A 16,183-nucleotide genomic window follows, 5' to 3' on the forward strand; every position below is an offset into this window, starting at 1 on the left:
TGCGTTGGTTCATGTTTACGTCCGCCAACCTGAACAGATCGCAACCTGACTGTCAGATTCGGATTTTGCGACGAGATGATCGGCAAGGCCGGTGAAGCGTTTACAAAGAAGGGCTTGGCCTGTGTCCGCGATGCTGCGTAAGGCTGGCTGGATGAATCATTCCTCCACGCTGCGCCGTGGCCTTGCCGCCGCGTTGACCGCCTATGTCATCTGGGGACTGCTGCCGCTCTACTTCCGCGCGCTCCATCAGGTGCCGCCGCTGGAGTTCGTCGGCTGGCGCATACTCCTGACCCTGCCGGTCTGCCTGCTGATCGTGGCCTGGCGCAAGCAGGGCAGTGAACTGCGCGCGGCGCTGTCCTCTCCGCGCGTGCTTGGGCAGCTTGGCCTGAGTTCGCTGCTGATCGGGACGAATTGGCTGATCTTCGTGATCGCGATCAACAACGGCCACGTGCTGGCGACCAGCCTTGGCTACTACATCAATCCGTTGATAAACGTGCTGCTCGGCACGATCCTGCTGGGCGAGCGGCTGAGCCGGGTTCAATGGGCCGCCGTCGCGCTGGCCGGTGCGGGGATTGCACTGCTGCTGGGAGGGGCGATCGATACGCTGGCGGTTGCGATGGTCCTTGCGGTGAGCTTTGCGTTCTATGGCTTCGTGCGCAAGCAGGCGCCCGTTGGTTCCGTGCCCGGGTTGACGGTCGAGACCGCGCTGCTGTTCGTTCCGGCGCTGGTCGTCGTCGTGCTTGCGGCAGGGTCGCCACAGGGATCGAGCATGGCTGTTGGTGGCGCGATCACGCCGCTGCTCGCCTCGGCCGGCATTGCCACGGCCATTCCTCTGCTGCTGTTCGCCGTGGCTGCGCGGTCGATGCCGCTTTCGACGCTTGGCTTCGTCCAGTTCCTCTCGCCCACGATCAGCTTCGTACTGGGGCTGACGGTGTTCGGCGAGTCGCTCGACGCCGCGCGCCTCGGGTGCTTCACGCTGATCTGGGCGGCTATCGCGCTTTACAGCTGGGACATGTGGCGCAAGTCACGCGGGCCGGTCGGCCAGCCGCCAGCCTAGCGTTTCACCGGCGTGGAACGGTACGATGGTCGTTCCGTTGGCATCGACCGTGTCGGGCACAGTGACCGGTGCCTTCTCCAGCGTGATCGTCGTTTCGTTTACCGGCAGACGATAGAAGGCGGGGCCGTTGAGCGAGGCGAAGGCCTCGAACCGGTCTAGCGCGCCTTCCTCGTCGAACACGGTGACGTAGCTCTCGAGCGCAAAAGGCGCGTTGAAAATGCCGGCGCAACCGCAGGCGGCCTCTTTCAGATGCTTGGCATGGGGCGCGGTATCGGTGCCGAGGAACACGCGGGTGCAGCCCGAGGTTGCCAGCTTGCGCAGCGCAAGGCGGTGCTTCTCGCGCTTGGCCACGGGCAGGCAGAAGGCGTGGGGGCGGATGCCGCCGACAAGCATCGCGTTGCGGTTGATGTGCAGGTGCTGCGGCGTGATCGTGGCGGCGATCGTCTCACCTGCCCCTTCCACGAACTGCGCGGCCTCTTGCGTTGTGATGTGCTCGAACACGATGCGCAGCGCCGGCAAGTCGGCCACGAGGCGCAACAGCGTGCGTTCGATGAACACGGCCTCGCGATCGAAGATGTCGACATGGGAATCGGTCACCTCGCCATGGATCAGCAGGGGCATGCCGATCGCCTGCATCTTTTCCAGCACGGGATAGATGTTGCGGATGTCGGTGACGCCGTGGGCAGAGCCGGTGGTGGCATGGGCCGGATAGAGCTTGGCGGCGACGAACGTGCCCGAGGAAAAGCCGCGTTCGACTTCGGCAGGATCGGTACCGTCGGTCAGGTAAAGCGTCATCAGCGGGGTGAAATCGGCGCCTTCCGGCAGTGCAGCAACGATGCGGTCGCGGTAGGCGGCGACGCCCGCGACGTCGGTCATCGGGGGATTGAGATTGGGCATGACGATCGCGCGGGCAAACTGGTGCGCGGTGTAAGGCGCGACACCTTTGAGCACCTCACCATCGCGGAGGTGGACATGCCAGTCATCGGGGCGGCGGATCGTCAGAGTCGTCGTCATGGGTTCCCCTTAGCGATGGCGCTTCCTATGTTCCAGTGATGACCCGTCTTTTCGCGCGCGCGCTGATCCGCCTTTCCCCACAGGACCCAGACGAGGACGTGCCCGCGTTCCTGCAGGGGCTGGTGACCAACGACGTAAAGGGAGTGCTGCCGGTGTGGGCGGCGCTGCTCTCACCGCAGGGCAAGGTCCTGTTCGACTTCATCGTCTGGCCGGATAGCGCTGAAAGAGGGAGCAGGGGCTTGCTGCTCGATTGCGAGGCCAGCGTGGCCGATGCCTTGGCCAAGCGGCTCACGCTGTACAAGCTGCGCCGCAAGATCGCGGTTGCCCGCGCCGACGAGCTTGGCGTGTTCTGGGAAGATCATCCGGGCGATGGCGGCGCGCGCGATCCGCGCCTCTCGGCGCTGGGACAACGCTGGATCGGCACGGCGGGCGAGACCGACATCGGCGTCGATGACAAGTGGCTGGCGCACCGCCTCAAGCTGGGCGTGACCGAAGGGCAGGCGGAGCTGTGTGACCTGCTCTGGCTGGAATGCAATGCGGTGGACCTCAATGGCGTGAGCTTCACCAAGGGTTGCTATGTGGGGCAGGAAAACACGGCGCGCATGAACTGGCGGCAGAAGGTCAACCGGCGGTTGCTCGTTGTGCCGCTGGACGAGTCGGACGAGGCGCGGCGAAGAGTGGCCTATCCCGGCCTTGGACTGGCGGTGGATCACCGGCGCGTGGAGGACATTCCCCCGGCGCTGGTGCCGGCCTGGATGGACCTTACCCCTCCGGAGTGACAGGCGCGGCCTGAAGCCCCTCGACCAGCATCTTTTCTGCACGGTCTCGCGCGGCATCGCGCGGCAATTCGAGCGCCTGCGCGAGCGGCCCCCCCATCAGCGCATCGCCCAGCGCCATCAGCGTGAGCGCCAGCGTGTTACTGCGCTGCATGTCCGAGCCGTATTCATCGAGATCGACGACGAGATCATGGATCGTGTCGACGATCGGATCGAGCGCGTCCTCATTTCCCGAAAGCAGCATCCACGAGGCGAGCGCGCCCGCGCCTTCGCGATCAAACGCATCGAAGGTGAGATCTACGACGTCGCGGGGGGAGCCGATTCCGGAGCGGCTGGCGATCACCGCATCGCGGATGGTGGCGCAGATGGTTTCGGCCAGATGCTTGGCAAGCGCCTTCTGAAGGCCGGAAGCGGAGCCGAAGTGATGCAGGAGATTGGCGTGCGTACGGCCGATGCGTCCGGCAACAGCCTTGAGCGTAACCGCCTGCGGGCCGGTTTCGACCAATAGTCCGCGCGCGGCCTCGAGTGCGGCCATGCGGCTTTCCTCGGGCGATAGACGCTTCCTTATTGACATTACTGTAAGCAGCCTTAGATTATGGCTCATGAACGCCATGACCCCAGACCTGACCCTAGAACGCAGCACCGCTTCGAGCAAGCCGGTGCCCACGCCCGAGGATCTGACGATCACGATCCGTGATCGCCGGTTTGGCCGCAATGCGCCTCCGGGGCGCTGGTGGCTGAACAACGATCCGGTGGCGACCGCCTGGCACAATGCCCTGTCAGCCACATTCCCGCGCGGCGAGGCGTTCTTCATCGAATCCGTGAAAGCGCACCGAGACGGCGCACCGCCCAAGCTCGAGGCAGAAATCCGCGCCTTCATCCGCCAGGAGATCAATCACACGCGCGAGCATGTGGCGTTCAACCGGCAGGCCGAGGCAGCAGGCTATGACATCGCCCGCATCGACAAGCGCGTCGAGGAAATGCTGGCTCTGACCAAGGACCGTCCGGTGATCGTCAATCTGGCGGCTACCATGGCGCTTGAGCACTACACCGCGATGATGGCGCATGAATTCCTCGCCAACCCGGCGCACTTTGCCGGGGCGGAGAAGGAAACCGCCGACATGTGGCGCTGGCATGCGATGGAAGAGATCGAACACAAGGGCGTCGCCTACGACACCTGGTTGCACGCGACCCGGAACTGGAGCCGGTGGAAGCGCTGGAAGGTCAAGTCGCTGATGATGGTGATCGTGACAAAGAACTTCTTCACCCACCGCGTCGAGGACACGCTGGAACTGCTGGCGCAGGACGGGCTGACCGGAGCGAAGTGGAAGTGGAAGCTGGCTGCCTACCTGCTGTGGAAGCCGGGAGTCGTGCGCCGCGTGTTCCCGGCCTGGCTCAGCTATTTCATGCCGGGCTTCCATCCCTGGCAGCACGACGACCGGGCGCTGATCGCGAAGTTGGACAGCGAGTTTCCCGATGCCGTGATGGCAAGGTGACACGTGAGGGGCTCCCGAAAGGGAGCCCTTTTCGCATCAGGCTGCGCGTCGCATGGGCGCGAAACCGCCATCTTCGGGCCCGTCGCAATCGGCGGGACTGGCAAGGTCGATCGCATGGACCACGGCAGGTGCCGGGGCGATGCGGGCGGCACTGTGGCCGAGACGAATCTCGCCGGTCGTGCGGAAACCGGCCTTCTCCAGAACCCGCCCCGAGGCCGGATTGTCAACGAAGTGCCGCGCCGTGACGCGCCTGTGGCCGAGCGTGCGCGCGAGCGAAAGCATGCTGCGCACCGCTTCGGTGGCATAGCCCCTGCCCCAGTGCCCCTGCGCGATCCAGTAGCCGAGCTCGGTCTCTCCGCCTTCTGACGCAAGGCCGACACAGCCGACGAGTCGCGATCCGTGCGCGCCGGGGAGCGTCACGAAAAAGTGCGGATGGCGGCCAGCCTGTCCGGCAGCGAGAAACCGCTTGGCGTCTTCGGGCGAATAGGGCCACGGCGCGCGCGCGAGGTTGCGCACGACCGCTTCGTCATCGATCAGGGCGTGAAGCTCGGCCCAGTCCTCCGGCCAGCCGGGCCGCAGGAACAGCCGTTCGCTGCGAATGAACATCTCAGTCTCCTTCTCGGCCCCACCCACGCGCCCCTAGAGCGCCGAAGTGACAGCCGTGTTGCGCCCTGCGCCGATCCGGCCAGTGACCGGGCCAGAGCGCAGTTTGCGGTTGAGCCTGAGGGAGACGTGAAAAGAGGGAGACGGGCGGGGCCCTCTCCCTCTATCGGCCAGCGCGTGAGTGCTGGCGGGGCCACCCCATCGGGACGGCCCTTTGCATGACCATCCGGTTATTCTGCGGCTTCGGCCATCATGTCGACCGAGACGTACTTGCGGCCGAGCTTGCCGGCGTGGAAACGCACGCGGCCTTCGGTCAGCGCGAACAGGGTGTGATCCTTGCCCATGCCGACGTTGGCGCCAGCGTACACCTTGGTGCCGCGCTGACGGATGATGATGTTGCCGCCGATCACTTCCTGACCGCCGAACTTCTTAACGCCAAGGCGGCGGCCTGCTGAGTCGCGACCGTTGCGCGAAGAGCCGCCTGCTTTCTTATGTGCCATATCGAATTACTCCGAACTGTTCGCTTAGGCGACGGACAGGATGCGCAGCAGGGTCAACTGCTGGCGATGACCGTTCTTGCGGCGATAGTTGTGACGGCGACGCTTCTTGAAAACGATCACCTTCTCCGACTTCGCCTGAGCGATGATCTCGGCCGAAACCGTGATCTTCGCGGCGTCAGCCAGCGAATCGCCTTCACCGGCGAGAAGAATATCACCCAGCGTGATCGTGTCGCCGGCTTCACCCGCCAGCTTCTCGACCGCGATCTTGTCTCCGGCGGCAACCCGGTACTGCTTGCCGCCCGTGCGCACGATTGCGAACATGGTTTCTGCTATCCGTTCCAAAAGCCGCGGTTGCCCGAGGCGATTCACTTGAGGCGCCCTACGCCTGCGAATCGCTGACAACGGGCAACGCACCGTTTCCCCACGCAAACGAGGGGTCCCGGAAAGAGTGGCGCGGATAATCCAAGGTCCGCCGCCTGTCAATGCCGCCTGTGGGTGCGAGCCTCGTGAAAATGCGCGCGGGGCGGGCCTTGCGACCATCGGGCGCTGGCGGGAGCGGCCAGCCATGCTATGGCGCGGCCATGGCAAAGTGCAATCCCCGCCTCGCTCTCGCCTTCATGGCCTGCCCTGCCCTGCTGCTTGCGGGCTGCGCCCCCCGTTCCGACTTCCCGTCGCTCGCCCGCCGCCCGGCAGAAGACGTCTATGCGGCGGCGCGCGCAGCACAGACGCCCCCCGCGCCGCAACCCGGCGTAAGCGCGGGTCTGGCCGAAAAGCTTGCCGCGTTGCGCGCTACGGCCCGCGCCGCCCATGCCAGCTTCATCGCAAAGCAGCCCGCGGCCACGCGCACAGTCTCGGGCGCGGCGGGTGCCGCCAAGGGCACCGAAGCGTGGTCCGTTGCTTCTGTGGCCATCGCCGGACTCGAATCGGAGCGTTCGCGCGTGGGCGTGCCGCTGGCCGATCTCGACCGGCTGGAAGTGGAGGCGAGCAATCGGGTTGCCGATGGCACCGATGCCGACTTCATCGCCGTGCGCGAGACGCAGGTCGAGGTCGAGGCGCTTGTCGCCGAGGAAACGCGCATTATCGATTCGCTGCTGAAGCGCATCGGCGGATAAGCTAAAGGGCGCCGTGCATGTCGCGCGACGCCCTTTCGGAACTGACTGGTTGATCAGCGGACGGTGGCGACGATCACCGCGATGGCAAATCCCCAGACCGCGATCAGGACCGGCAGGATCAGCACCTGCACCATCGCCGAGTTGGCATCGAGCGCACCAGAGAGCGTCTGGATGCCCTTGCGGCGGAAGTCGTACCAGCCCGGTGCATCGGGGTGCTGGTCGGAGCCGAGGTGCGTCCAGACGGCGGGAATGCCAAAGGCGCAGGCAATGAACAGCACGAAGATCGTCAAGGGAATTGCCAGTTCGCCATTGGCGAAGAGTGTCGCCATCATCGCGATGAACGCGAGATAGCCCCCGGCCGAGACGGCATAGACGCCTCCGGGCATGCCGAAGTTGCGATCAACGACCGTGTGAACCGGCTGGGTGACGATATCGGCGACAGCGTCGATCTTGTCCGACGCGATGTGCATGCTCATGGACTGGGCTCCTCTTGCTGGAGCCTCCCTGCCAAAGCGGCGGGTGCAGTTCCTTGACGCGAATCAAATCCGCCAGCGGGCGATGTCCTGGTGGTCTTCGGGACGCGGCTCGATCCAGCGCCAGCCCTGGGCGGTCTTCTCGCGCTTCCAGAACCAGCTTTCGCTCTTGAGATGGTCCATCGCGAAATCGGCGGCGGCGAAGGCATCGCGGCGATGGCGAGCTGCTGCAGCAACTAGGACGATCGGATCGCCCGGATGCATCACGCCGCTGCGATGAACGATCAGCAGGCCTTCGACCGGCCAGCGCGCTTCGACGACGCGGGCAAGCTCGGTCATGCCCGGAAGGGTCATCGGGCCGTAGTGCTTGAGCTCGAGCGCCTCGATCCCGCCGCCTTCGCGGACCTGGCCAAGGAAGCTGACGATGCCGCCTGCGGTAGGGTGGCGCGCGTTGAACGCCGCAATCTCGGCCACGGGATCGAGCACCGATTCGGCGAGCCGGACCTCGGCCATGTCAGCCGCCGCTGACGGGCGGGAGGAAGGCGAGTTCATCGCCGCCGGCAAGCACGATACCGCCGCGATCGGTGATCAGGCGTCCGTTGAGCGCCATGCGCACCTTTTCGCCCAGCAGTTCAATGGCGAGCGCGGGATCGAGCACGGCAAGGATCTGCTCCACCGGGCCGGGGGCGACAACAAGGTCTGCCCTGCCCGCGATGTCTTCGAGCTTTCCGAGGAATACGAGAGTGGGCATCTCAGCCGCCGGTGGTGGACATGTGGCGCGAGACGGCGGGCGCACCGCCGGGGCGATCGATCACGAAGGAATGACGCTCCTGCTTTTCGCCCATCGCGCGGGCAAAGGCATCGGCGAGTTGCCCGTCGGGATCGTCCGAGCGTAGCGCGGCGCGCAGGTCGACCCGGCCTTCGCCGCCAAGGCACATGTAGAGCTGGCCGGTGGCGGTGACGCGGATGCGGTTGCAGCCCTCGCAGAAATTGCCGGTAAGCGGGGTGATGAAGCCCAGGCGTCCGCCGGTTTCGGCAATGTCGACATAGCGCGCGGGGCCGCCTGAACGGGCATCGCTGGGGTTCAGCGTCCAGCGCGCTTCGAGATCGCGGCGCACAGCGTCGAGCGGGAGATAATGATCGAAACGGTCGCCCTCGACCTCGCCCAGCGGCATGACCTCGATCAGGGTCACGTCATGGCCCTGCCCATGGGCCCATTCGATCAGATCGGGCAGCGTCGCCTCATTGATGTCCTTCAAGGCGACGGCGTTGATCTTCACCTTGAGGCCTGCTGCCTTGGCGGCGGTGATGCCTTCGAGCACTTGCGGCAGCATGTCGCGCCGCGAAAGCCTGGCGAAGCCCTCGCGGTCAAGCGTGTCGAGCGAGACGTTGATGCGGCGGACACCGGCTGCGGCAAGATCATCGGCAAACTCGGCAAGGCGCGTACCGTTGGTGGTGAGCGTAAGTTCGTCGAGCCCGTCGCCGATCTTGCGCCCAAGCGCCTGGACAAGCTGCATCATGTCGCGGCGGACCAGAGGCTCGCCTCCGGTCAGGCGGATCTTGCGCACGCCGCGATCGATGAAGACGAGTGCGAGGCGATGCATTTCCTCAAGCGTCAGGACTTCGGCGCGCGGCAGAAACTCCATGCGTTCGGGCATGCAATAAGCGCAGCGCAGATCGCAACGGTCGGTGACCGAAAGGCGCAGATAGGTGATTCTCCGCGCAAAACGGTCGATCAGGGGCCCGGTGGCGTTGGGAGAAGCGCTGCTCACTTCTCCATGTATACGAAGTCGCGGGGGTAGGATTCAAGGTTCGCGCCCGCATCGACGAAAATAGTCTGCCCTGTGACCGACCGCGAGGTGGCGAGGAAGTGCACCGCATCGGCAATTTCATCGGCACCGGGGAGGCGCCTGAGCGGCATGATCTCTTCCAGGCGCTGCCACTGCTCGGCGTCGTAGTCCGCTGTCGGCAGGATCAGGCCGGGGGCCACGCCGTTGATGCGCACGCGCGGCGCCATGGCGCGCGCGAGCGTGCGTACCGATGCGTGGAGCGCCTGCTTGGACAGGGTGTAGCTGATCTGGTCGGGTACGGGATTCATCACGCGCTGGTCGAGAATGTTGACGACCGAACCCGACTTGTCGCCCAACGCCTCGGCAAAGGCGCGGGTCAGCAGCAGCGGTGCAAACAGGTTGACCCGGAAGTGCTGCTCCAGCTCGGCGCTGGTAATCGTGTCGGCGCGATCATCGTGAAACAGCGACGCGGAATTGACGAGCAGTTCGGGCGCGCGGCCAGCTGCCCGCGTGACCTGATCGAGCAGGCTGGGCGGAAACGCGGGATCATCCAGATCACCGGCAATGGGATGGACGACGGCGCCGAGCCATTCGAGCTGGGCCTTGAATTCGGCATCAAAAGATTTGGCATGGTGGGCGTGGAGCGCGACGTCCCAGCCTTCCGCCGCCAGCTTGCGCGCGATCGCGCCGCCGATCCGCCGCCAGCCTCCCGTCACCAGCGCCAGCGGAGGGGTCTGCGGCATCAGGAGCGCCGGTTCCGAGTCAGCGTAATGCCGATTTCCTCGCCGTTCTCGCTGATGGCGAGCTTCACGATCTTCACTTCAACCCACATAACCCGTTCATCCTGAAGAAACAGCGTTTCGCAGATGTGATCTGCCACGGCTTCGATCAGCTTGAAATGAACCCCTTGGGGCAGACCCTCGCTCGCCGCGAACTTGAGGTCCATGTAGTTCTTGCTCGCGCTGAGCGGGCAATCGGGCGTGTAGCGATCCTGCACCTTGAACCCGACGCGCATCGAGATGCGCAGCGGCTGCGGGCGGCCGGTCTCTTCCGAATAGATGCCGGTGAGGACATCGGTCTCGAGATTGGCGACTTCGAGGATCAGGGTATCCGACATGGGGTCTGCCTTGGCATTGCCGTGCGCCCAAGTCCATCGCGCACCAGGCGGGTTTCAGTTTTTCCAGCGCGCGAAGATGGCGGTAGGGAGGTGGCGACCGGTGGGGCCTTCCTCGCGAATGGCAAGGTCGCCGTGCTCAATCGTGCCGGGCAGGCCCTTGAGCGCTTCGGCCAGAAGGCCGGCCAGGGCGAGCGAGGACATGCGCACGGCATAGACCGTGAGGAACAGGAAGCGGCTGTCGGCATCGAGCAATTGCGCGCAATCGGCGACAAGGTTTGGCAGGCTTTCCTCGAGCCGCCAGACTTCTCCATCGGGACCGCGCCCGAACTTGGGCGGATCGAGGATTATCCCGTCATAACGGCGGCCGCGGCGCACCTCGCGCGCGGTAAACTTGGCGGCATCGTCAACGATCCAGCGCACCGGGCGGTCGGTCATGGCCGAAAGCTCGGCGTTGACGCGAGCCTGTGCGACCGACTTCTTGGACGCATCGACATGCGTGACCGGGCCAAATTCGCTGAGCGAGAGCGTGCCAACGCCGGTATAGCCAAAGAGGTTGAGCGTCTGCGCATCAGCCTTGCCGCTCAGCCGTTCGCCCATCCAGTCCCACACCGGGGCCATGTCGGGGAAGAAGCCGAGGTGGCGGAAGGGCGTGCAGGAGGCGGTGAAGCGCACGGCGCCCCGGCCAAGTTCCCAGCCATCGCGCGGGACCGGGCCGTTAAATTGCCAGCGCCCGCCGCCATCCTCGTCCGAGCCGGGGACGAATTCGGCGTCTGCATGCCAGTCGGGCAGGCGCGGGCTCCACATCGCCTGGGGTTCCGGACGGATGAAGCGATACTTGCCGTAGCGCTCCAGCTTTCGGCCATCGCCGGAATCGAGCAGGCCGAAGTCCGCCCAGCCCTCGCCGACCATCAGCTTCGGCTGGAGATCGAGGTCAGCCATTGCGGGCGGTGGCGCGCTCGGCAACGTAGGCGGCAACGGCCTCGTACGTGCCGGGAAGATGATCGCAGCGCTCCTCACGCTCGAACAAGTCGCCCACGCGCGCGGGCAGGCCGGGGCGCAGGCCCGTGGCGCGCTCTACCGCATCGACGAACTTGGCCGGGTGCGCGGTGGCGAGCGTGACGATCGGGACGCCTGCCGGAATGCCCCTGGCGACGCGCGCGGCATGGAGCCCGATCGCGGTGTGCGGATCGAGAACCTCGCCAGTCGCCTCGTATGCCCAGCGCATGGCGTTGGACATGTCACCTGCATCGGCGCGCTCGGAGCTGAACAGGGCGGCGGCCGATTCGCGCTGGGCGTTGGTCAGTTGCATTGCCTTGGTTGCTTCGAAGTTCTTCATCTGCGCAGAGAGCGCTGCGCCATCGCGACCGCAACCGTCGAACAGCAGGCGTTCGAAGTTCGACGAAACCTGGATGTCCATCGAAGGCGCGGCGGTGGCGGTAACCGTGCTGGCCGAATAGTCCCCGGTCGACAGCGCGCGGTGGAGAATGTCGTTGACGTTGGTCGCGACGATCAAGCGCTCGATCGGCAGGCCCATTTGGGCAGCGACGTAGCCAGCGAAGACGTCGCCGAAATTGCCGGTGGGCACCGAGAACGCAACCTTGCGCTGCGGTGCGCCGAGCTGGAGCGCGGCGTAGAAGTAATAGACCACTTGCGCCATCAGGCGCGCCCAGTTGATCGAGTTCACCGCAGCGATGCCGAAGCGACCGGTCATCGCAGCATCGTTGAACATGCGCTTCACCATCGCCTGGGCATCATCGAAACTGCCGTCGATGGCGATGTTGTGGACGTTGGGCGCGATCACCGTGGTCATCTGGCGGCGCTGCACGTCGGATACGCGGCCATGCGGGTGGAGCATGAAGATGTCGACCTTGGCGCGGCCTGCAACCGCGTCGATGGCGGCCGAGCCGGTATCGCCCGAGGTCGCCCCAACGATAGTCAGGTGATCGTCACCCTTTGCCAGGAATTCTTCGAACAGCAGGCCGAGCAATTGCAGGGCGACGTCCTTGAACGCCAGCGTCGGACCGTGGAACAATTCCAGCACCCACTGCGTCTCGTCGAGCTGCTTCAAGGGCACGACGGCGGCGTGGGCGAAGCGGCCATAGGCTTGCTCGCATAAGGTCAGCAGTCGTTCCGGCGTCAGGCAATCACCGACGAAAGGCAGCATGATCTTCTGGGCAAGCTGCGCATAGGGCAGCCCGGCCATAGCGGCGATCTCGTCCGCGCTGAACTGCGGCCAGGTCTCGGGCACGTAGAGACCGCCATCGGAAGCGAGGCCTGCGAGCGTGACGCCCTGGAAATCGAGCGAGGGTGCCTGCCCCCGGGTGCTGACGTACTTCATGGGATTGGCCGGTTAGCGGGCACGGGGGCAAAGGGCAAGGATTCTGGCGGTCATCATAGAGCGCCATGACCCGTTCGTGTCGAGCCAAGTCGAGACACCGTGCGCCTGTGTCTCGACTTCGCTCGACACGAACGGGGGGGGGGCCTCGCGCCCGCGCTGCTCCTTCCGTCATGCTGAACTCGTTTCAGCATCCATCGCGCCTCACGGAACATCCGCGTGTGGGGAGAAATGGGCCCTGAAACGAGTTCAGGGTGACGAGAACGCTAAGGATGCGCCCGGTCGACCCGCTCGCGCCAGCGTTTACGCAGGGCGACGGCGTAGATGACCAGCGCGACCAGCGCGAAAAGGAACCACTGGATCGAGTAAGAGAGGTGGTTGTTGGGGATGTCGTTGGGATCGGGGCGGGCGTTCGGCTGGAGGCCAGCTTGCGGAGGATCGGCAACGAGCTTTGGACCCGGTGCGATCCATCCGGTCACCTTGCCGCCGCTCCAGGCCACAGGCGCGGGCGACTGGGCCACGCCGAGCACCACTTCGACGCTGCCGCCATCGCCCGGCTTGCAGGTGACGACCTGGGCAATTCCTGCATCACCCTTGGCATTGCGACCCGATCGCGAGGTCGGATTTGCTACCGACAGGCAATCAACCGACGAGTGGTGGTAGAGAGCGCCTTCGATCGCGTCGGGCGCCCGGGGAAACGGCAGGTCGGTGCCGGCCACCTGCGCAGCCGCATAACGCGCCAGCATCGCCTCCTTCTCATGCATCCGGTCAAGCTGCCACACGCCGAGGCGAATCATCACGCCCACCGCGATCAGGACGATGATCGTCGGGAAAATCGGCAGGCGGCGCATTACAGCAATCCTTCTTTTTCAAGTCGCGCGCGCAGGACAAGCGCCTTGGCGAAGCGGATCGCACCGATCACCACGAGCGGTACGACAATCCCCCATAGCGGGACCAGCACCCACACGGGCAGTTGCACCGTATCGTCGAGCTTCAGCGCTGCCATGATCAGCAGGATCGTGACCGGCAGCACGACGAGGTAGAGGCCCCTGCCCTTGGGCTCGAGCCGCGCAAGGTCAAGGCCGCAGGAGCGGCACTTGCCGGCGAAGTTCGCCGCACCTTCCCACAGGCCGTGTGCGCCGCATCGCGGGCACAAACCGAAAAGGGCAGCCTGGGTAATCCCCGGCTGCCCCTTCGTGTTCTGGCCATTGCCAGACGGCATCAGTGGATCTTGTAGCCCCAACCGCCCCATACGTAGATGGCGACGAACAGGAACAGCCACACCACGTCGACGAAGTGCCAGTACCAGGCGGCGGCTTCGAAACCGAAGTGCTGGCGCGGGGTGAAGTGGCCCTTGTAGGCGCGAATCAGGCAGACGATCAGGAAGATCGTGCCGACGATCACGTGGAAGCCGTGGAACCCGGTCGCCATGTAGAAGGCCGAGCCGTAGGTGTTGGTGCCGAACGCGAACGGTGCGTGCGCGTATTCGTAGGCCTGGATCGCCGAGAAGACGAGGCCGAGAATGATCGTTGCCCAGAGGCCCTTCTTGAGGCCTTCGCGATCACCGTGGATCAGCGCATGGTGCGCCCAGGTCAGCGTGGTGCCCGAGCAGAGCAGGATCAGCGTGTTGAGCAGCGGCAGGTCGAACGGGTCCATGACCGCTTCGACAGCCTTGGGCGGCCACTGCCCACCGACCACTTCGGCAATCGTCGAAGGGAACAGCGAGAAATCGAAGAAGGCCCAGAACCAGCCGACGAAGAACATCACTTCAGAAGCGATGAACAGGATCATGCCGTAGCGCTGGTGGAGCTGCACGACAGGCGTGTGATCGCCAGCATGCGCTTCCTTGATGACCTTGCCCCACCACGAGAAGAACGTGACGAGCACGCCGAGCAGGCCAAGCGAGAAGACGGCGGTGCCGCCGGCCATCTTGTGCATCCAGAAGACGCCGCCGGTGGCCATCGTCAGCGCCGAGAAGGCACCGATGAAGGGCCAGATGTCGGGCGGCAGAATGTGATAATCGTGGTTCTTGGTGCCGGCCATGATCGTCGAAATCCCCCAGTCAAATCTGGTCGTGTGCGCGTGGCCCCGGCATGATGCCCGGCACGCAGTTCAAAGAGGCCTTTATCGCCGCGCTTGCGCCGGGTCCAGAGGCTTTTCCATAGGTTGCAAAAGCGCCTACCGCGCGACCGCAGCGGCGCTGTCGGGCGTTTCGTTGAAGGTATAGCTCAAGGTGATCTCCTCGATGTTCTTCGCCGCAGGATCATCGAGAATCGCGGGATCGACATAATAGATCACCGGCATGCGCACTTCCTGGCCCGGGTTGAGCTTCTGCTCGGTGAAGCAGAAGCACTGGATCTTGTTGAAGTACTTCCCTGCCTGTTCGGGCGAGACGTTGAAGATGGCCGTGCCCGTTATCGGCCGACCCGAAAGATTGTGCGCGTAGTAGGTCGCGAGTTTGCGCTCGCCCACCTTCATGTCCTGCGTGACCTGTTCGGGCCGGAACTGCCAGGGCATTCCGGGCGCAACATTGGCATCGAAGCGCACGCGGATCAGCTTGCCACCGACCTTGACGCCGGCCGCAGTGGCCGCATCTGCACGCTGCGTTGTGCCACCATAGCCGGTGACCTGGCAGAACAGACGGTAGAGCGGAACAGAGGCATAGCCGAGGCCAAGCATGGCCAGCGCGCCCGACGCCGCGAGCAGCCCGACGCGGCGGTTCTTGCGCGGATCGGCGATGACGCGCGTGGTCATGTCAGTGCGCGCCCGTGGCCGGAGTCGCGATCTTCACGATGGTGATCGCGAAGAACAGGACGGCAAGCGCGCAAAGCACCAGGCCAAGCACGCGATTGCGGCCACGCTGGCGCGCCCGGTAAAGTGCGGTCTTTTCTTCATTGAGTGGTTCGTTCATCACTGCCAGCCTTGCACGGTGGCGAGCCGGTCTGCGACCAGCATGCCGAAGAGGACGAATAAGTAGAGGATCGAGTACGCGAACAACCGCTTTTCAGGCAGCATCCCATCCCCAGGCACCGACTGCCGCAGCCCGACCTTCGCCGAAAGCAGGACGAACGCCACGCCAAGACCGAATGCCGACCAGCCGTAGATCCCGCCCGTTCCACCGATCCACCACGGCACCAGCGTCAGCGGCAACAGCGCAAGCGCGTAGGCAAGGATCTGGCGGCGGGTCGATTTCTCGCCCGCGACGACCGGCATCATCGGAATGCCGACCTTGGCGTAATCGGTCTGGACGAACAGTGCGAGTGCCCAGAAGTGCGGCGGCGTCCACATGAAGATGATCAGGAACAGCAGCACCGGCATCAGGGTGATGTCGCCCGTCACCGCAACCCAGCCGATCATCGGCGGGAAGGCCCCGGCCCCGCCCCCGATCACGATATTCTGCGGCGTGCGCGGCTTTAGCCAGACGGTGTAGATCCAGGCGTAGTAGAAGATCGAAAAGGCGAGGATCGCCGCAGCGAGCCAGCCCACCCCAAGGCCCATCACGAAGACCGATCCGCCGGCAAGCGCAAAGCCGAAATCGCGCGCCGAGGTGCGGTCCATGCGGCCTGACGGCAGCGGGCGCGCGGCGGTGCGCTTCATCCCGGCGTCGATATCGGCTTCCCACCACTGGTTCAGTGCCGCCGCGCCGCCTGCCCCGACCGCGATACACAGGATCGCGGTGAACGCGATTACAGGGTGAATGCTGCCGGGCGCGGCCAGCAGGCCGCACAAGCCGGTGAAAATCACGAGCGTCATCACGCGCGGCTTGGTCAGCGCGAAGAAATCGCGCCAGTCGGCGGGGAGCGGAAGGGTCTGGCCTGAATCCATGATTGGCCGCGCCTATACGCGCGAGAGGGCCACTAGGGAAGCGAAACGGGACGAGCGGTGAGCATCGGGACCTATGGGCAGGCTG

At 65.0% G+C, this 16,183-nt stretch carries 23 protein-coding genes; 4 read left to right on the forward strand and 19 right to left on the reverse strand.

Translation table 11 applies throughout. The annotated features are described in order from the left end of the window. Positions 1-151 precede the first annotated feature (151 nt). Entirely contained in the window at positions 152-1,057 is a 906-nt protein-coding gene (gene rarD / locus AC2A04_RS12015; protein ID WP_484212572.1) for an EamA family transporter RarD, read from the forward strand. On the opposite strand, the gene pyrC is transcribed toward rarD, so the two are convergent. Beyond that, entirely contained in the window at positions 1,025-2,071 is a 1,047-nt protein-coding gene (gene pyrC / locus AC2A04_RS12020; RefSeq protein ID WP_484212573.1) for a dihydroorotase, read from the reverse strand. The two genes, rarD and pyrC, sit on opposite strands and share 33 nt — an antisense overlap. Before the next feature lie 38 nt (positions 2,072-2,109). Here pyrC and ygfZ point away from each other — a divergent pair, with 38 nt between their 5' ends. Further along, positions 2,110-2,850 (forward strand): CAF17-like 4Fe-4S cluster assembly/insertion protein YgfZ, encoded by a 741-nt coding sequence (gene ygfZ, locus AC2A04_RS12025; protein ID WP_484212574.1) that lies wholly within the window; start codon positions 2,110-2,112, stop codon positions 2,848-2,850. On the opposite strand, the gene AC2A04_RS12030 is transcribed toward ygfZ, so the two are convergent. After that, a complete protein-coding gene (locus AC2A04_RS12030) occupies positions 2,834-3,421 on the reverse strand; it encodes a TetR/AcrR family transcriptional regulator (RefSeq protein WP_484212575.1) in 588 nt (195 codons plus the stop codon). The genes ygfZ and AC2A04_RS12030 overlap by 17 nt on opposite strands. Positions 3,422-3,458: 37 nt before the next feature. Here AC2A04_RS12030 and AC2A04_RS12035 point away from each other — a divergent pair, with 37 nt between their 5' ends. Beyond that, complete coding sequence (locus tag AC2A04_RS12035; protein WP_484212679.1) at positions 3,459-4,343, forward strand: metal-dependent hydrolase; 885 nt, start codon at positions 3,459-3,461, stop codon at positions 4,341-4,343. 36 nt (positions 4,344-4,379) lie between these two features. Here the strand turns inward: AC2A04_RS12035 and AC2A04_RS12040 are convergent, their stop codons facing one another. The 3 genes from AC2A04_RS12040 to rplU form a co-directional block, all read right to left on the reverse strand. Further along, positions 4,380-4,949 carry a GNAT family N-acetyltransferase gene (locus AC2A04_RS12040; protein WP_484212576.1) on the reverse strand — a complete coding sequence of 190 codons (570 nt, stop codon included), beginning with the start codon at positions 4,947-4,949 and terminating at the stop codon, positions 4,380-4,382. Positions 4,950-5,176: 227 nt separating this feature from the next. Continuing rightward, positions 5,177-5,446: a 50S ribosomal protein L27 gene (gene rpmA, locus AC2A04_RS12045; protein ID WP_484212577.1), complete on the reverse strand. Its 270-nt coding sequence runs from the start codon at positions 5,444-5,446 to the stop codon at positions 5,177-5,179. 24 nt (positions 5,447-5,470) lie between these two features. After that, a complete protein-coding gene (gene rplU, locus AC2A04_RS12050) occupies positions 5,471-5,767 on the reverse strand; it encodes a 50S ribosomal protein L21 (RefSeq protein WP_484212578.1) in 297 nt (98 codons plus the stop codon). A 191-nt stretch (positions 5,768-5,958) separates the two neighbouring features. Between rplU and AC2A04_RS12055 the strand changes: the two genes are divergently transcribed. Then, a complete protein-coding gene (locus AC2A04_RS12055; RefSeq protein WP_484212579.1) occupies positions 5,959-6,558 on the forward strand; it encodes a hypothetical protein in 600 nt (199 codons plus the stop codon). Between the two features lie 53 nt (positions 6,559-6,611). Here AC2A04_RS12055 and AC2A04_RS12060 read toward each other — a convergent pair whose 3' ends face one another. From AC2A04_RS12060 to AC2A04_RS12125, 14 genes are all read right to left on the reverse strand, one after another. Next, a complete protein-coding gene (locus AC2A04_RS12060) occupies positions 6,612-7,034 on the reverse strand; it encodes a hypothetical protein (RefSeq protein ID WP_484212580.1) in 423 nt (140 codons plus the stop codon). Between the two features lie 63 nt (positions 7,035-7,097). Beyond that, complete coding sequence (locus AC2A04_RS12065; protein ID WP_484212680.1) at positions 7,098-7,544, reverse strand: molybdenum cofactor biosynthesis protein MoaE; 447 nt, start codon at positions 7,542-7,544, stop codon at positions 7,098-7,100. Between the two features lies 1 nt (position 7,545). Then, complete coding sequence (locus tag AC2A04_RS12070) at positions 7,546-7,782, reverse strand: MoaD/ThiS family protein (protein WP_484212581.1); 237 nt, start codon at positions 7,780-7,782, stop codon at positions 7,546-7,548. 1 nt (position 7,783) lies between these two features. Beyond that, the gene (moaA, locus tag AC2A04_RS12075; RefSeq protein WP_484212582.1) at positions 7,784-8,803 is read right to left on the reverse strand and encodes a GTP 3',8-cyclase MoaA; all 1,020 of its coding nucleotides are present in this window, start codon (positions 8,801-8,803) and stop codon (positions 7,784-7,786) included. Continuing rightward, a complete protein-coding gene (locus AC2A04_RS12080; RefSeq protein WP_484212583.1) occupies positions 8,800-9,564 on the reverse strand; it encodes an SDR family oxidoreductase in 765 nt (254 codons plus the stop codon). Before AC2A04_RS12080 ends, moaA begins: the two co-directional genes overlap by 4 nt. Next, positions 9,564-9,938 (reverse strand): dihydroneopterin aldolase, encoded by a 375-nt coding sequence (locus AC2A04_RS12085; protein ID WP_484212584.1) that lies wholly within the window; start codon positions 9,936-9,938, stop codon positions 9,564-9,566. Before AC2A04_RS12085 ends, AC2A04_RS12080 begins: the two co-directional genes overlap by 1 nt. Before the next feature lie 54 nt (positions 9,939-9,992). Further along, positions 9,993-10,877 (reverse strand): class I SAM-dependent rRNA methyltransferase, encoded by an 885-nt coding sequence (locus AC2A04_RS12090; protein WP_484212585.1) that lies wholly within the window; start codon positions 10,875-10,877, stop codon positions 9,993-9,995. Further along, entirely contained in the window at positions 10,870-12,276 is a 1,407-nt protein-coding gene (thrC, locus tag AC2A04_RS12095) for a threonine synthase (RefSeq protein ID WP_484212586.1), read from the reverse strand. The genes AC2A04_RS12090 and thrC overlap by 8 nt, the downstream gene beginning before the upstream one ends. 263 nt (positions 12,277-12,539) lie before the next feature. Continuing rightward, complete coding sequence (locus AC2A04_RS12100; protein ID WP_484212587.1) at positions 12,540-13,124, reverse strand: SURF1 family protein; 585 nt, start codon at positions 13,122-13,124, stop codon at positions 12,540-12,542. After that, entirely contained in the window at positions 13,124-13,495 is a 372-nt protein-coding gene (locus AC2A04_RS12105; protein ID WP_484212588.1) for a DUF983 domain-containing protein, read from the reverse strand. The genes AC2A04_RS12100 and AC2A04_RS12105 overlap by 1 nt, the downstream gene beginning before the upstream one ends. Continuing rightward, on the reverse strand, positions 13,495-14,316 hold the full coding sequence (locus tag AC2A04_RS12110) for a cytochrome c oxidase subunit 3 (protein ID WP_484212589.1): 822 nt from the start codon (positions 14,314-14,316) through the stop codon (positions 13,495-13,497). Before AC2A04_RS12110 ends, AC2A04_RS12105 begins: the two co-directional genes overlap by 1 nt. Before the next feature lie 135 nt (positions 14,317-14,451). Further along, entirely contained in the window at positions 14,452-15,027 is a 576-nt protein-coding gene (locus AC2A04_RS12115; RefSeq protein WP_484212590.1) for a cytochrome c oxidase assembly protein, read from the reverse strand. 1 nt (position 15,028) lies between these two features. After that, positions 15,029-15,184 carry a hypothetical protein gene (locus AC2A04_RS12120; RefSeq protein ID WP_484212591.1) on the reverse strand — a complete coding sequence of 52 codons (156 nt, stop codon included), beginning with the start codon at positions 15,182-15,184 and terminating at the stop codon, positions 15,029-15,031. Then, positions 15,184-16,098, reverse strand: a complete 915-nt coding sequence (locus AC2A04_RS12125) for a heme o synthase (protein ID WP_484212592.1) — start codon at positions 16,096-16,098, stop codon at positions 15,184-15,186. Before AC2A04_RS12125 ends, AC2A04_RS12120 begins: the two co-directional genes overlap by 1 nt. Positions 16,099-16,183: the final 85 nt, after the last annotated feature.

It is taken from the genome of Novosphingobium sp. HNCC26DJ243, from assembly GCF_057180545.1.

Excerpts from the sequence above, each read along its gene's own strand:
- rarD (WP_484212572.1), top strand. The coding sequence starts at position 152 with ATGAATCATTCCTCCACGCTGCGCCGTGGCCTTGCCGCCGCGTTGACC.
- pyrC (WP_484212573.1), bottom strand. The coding sequence starts at position 2,071 with ATGACGACGACTCTGACGATCCGCCGCCCCGATGACTGGCATGTCCAC.
- ygfZ (WP_484212574.1), top strand. The coding sequence starts at position 2,110 with ATGACCCGTCTTTTCGCGCGCGCGCTGATCCGCCTTTCCCCACAGGAC.
- AC2A04_RS12030 (WP_484212575.1), bottom strand. The coding sequence starts at position 3,421 with ATGTCAATAAGGAAGCGTCTATCGCCCGAGGAAAGCCGCATGGCCGCA.
- AC2A04_RS12035 (WP_484212679.1), top strand. The coding sequence starts at position 3,459 with ATGACCCCAGACCTGACCCTAGAACGCAGCACCGCTTCGAGCAAGCCG.
- AC2A04_RS12040 (WP_484212576.1), bottom strand. The coding sequence starts at position 4,949 with ATGTTCATTCGCAGCGAACGGCTGTTCCTGCGGCCCGGCTGGCCGGAG.
- rpmA (WP_484212577.1), bottom strand. The coding sequence starts at position 5,446 with ATGGCACATAAGAAAGCAGGCGGCTCTTCGCGCAACGGTCGCGACTCA.
- rplU (WP_484212578.1), bottom strand. The coding sequence starts at position 5,767 with ATGTTCGCAATCGTGCGCACGGGCGGCAAGCAGTACCGGGTTGCCGCC.
- AC2A04_RS12055 (WP_484212579.1), top strand. The coding sequence starts at position 5,959 with ATGCGCGCGGGGCGGGCCTTGCGACCATCGGGCGCTGGCGGGAGCGGC.
- AC2A04_RS12060 (WP_484212580.1), bottom strand. The coding sequence starts at position 7,034 with ATGAGCATGCACATCGCGTCGGACAAGATCGACGCTGTCGCCGATATC.
- AC2A04_RS12065 (WP_484212680.1), bottom strand. The coding sequence starts at position 7,544 with ATGGCCGAGGTCCGGCTCGCCGAATCGGTGCTCGATCCCGTGGCCGAG.
- AC2A04_RS12070 (WP_484212581.1), bottom strand. The coding sequence starts at position 7,782 with ATGCCCACTCTCGTATTCCTCGGAAAGCTCGAAGACATCGCGGGCAGG.
- AC2A04_RS12080 (WP_484212583.1), bottom strand. The coding sequence starts at position 9,564 with ATGCCGCAGACCCCTCCGCTGGCGCTGGTGACGGGAGGCTGGCGGCGG.
- AC2A04_RS12085 (WP_484212584.1), bottom strand. The coding sequence starts at position 9,938 with ATGTCGGATACCCTGATCCTCGAAGTCGCCAATCTCGAGACCGATGTC.
- AC2A04_RS12090 (WP_484212585.1), bottom strand. The coding sequence starts at position 10,877 with ATGGCTGACCTCGATCTCCAGCCGAAGCTGATGGTCGGCGAGGGCTGG.
- thrC (WP_484212586.1), bottom strand. The coding sequence starts at position 12,276 with ATGAAGTACGTCAGCACCCGGGGGCAGGCACCCTCGCTCGATTTCCAG.
- AC2A04_RS12100 (WP_484212587.1), bottom strand. The coding sequence starts at position 13,124 with ATGCGCCGCCTGCCGATTTTCCCGACGATCATCGTCCTGATCGCGGTG.
- AC2A04_RS12105 (WP_484212588.1), bottom strand. The coding sequence starts at position 13,495 with ATGCCGTCTGGCAATGGCCAGAACACGAAGGGGCAGCCGGGGATTACC.
- AC2A04_RS12110 (WP_484212589.1), bottom strand. The coding sequence starts at position 14,316 with ATGGCCGGCACCAAGAACCACGATTATCACATTCTGCCGCCCGACATC.
- AC2A04_RS12115 (WP_484212590.1), bottom strand. The coding sequence starts at position 15,027 with ATGACCACGCGCGTCATCGCCGATCCGCGCAAGAACCGCCGCGTCGGG.
- AC2A04_RS12120 (WP_484212591.1), bottom strand. The coding sequence starts at position 15,184 with ATGAACGAACCACTCAATGAAGAAAAGACCGCACTTTACCGGGCGCGC.
- AC2A04_RS12125 (WP_484212592.1), bottom strand. The coding sequence starts at position 16,098 with ATGGATTCAGGCCAGACCCTTCCGCTCCCCGCCGACTGGCGCGATTTC.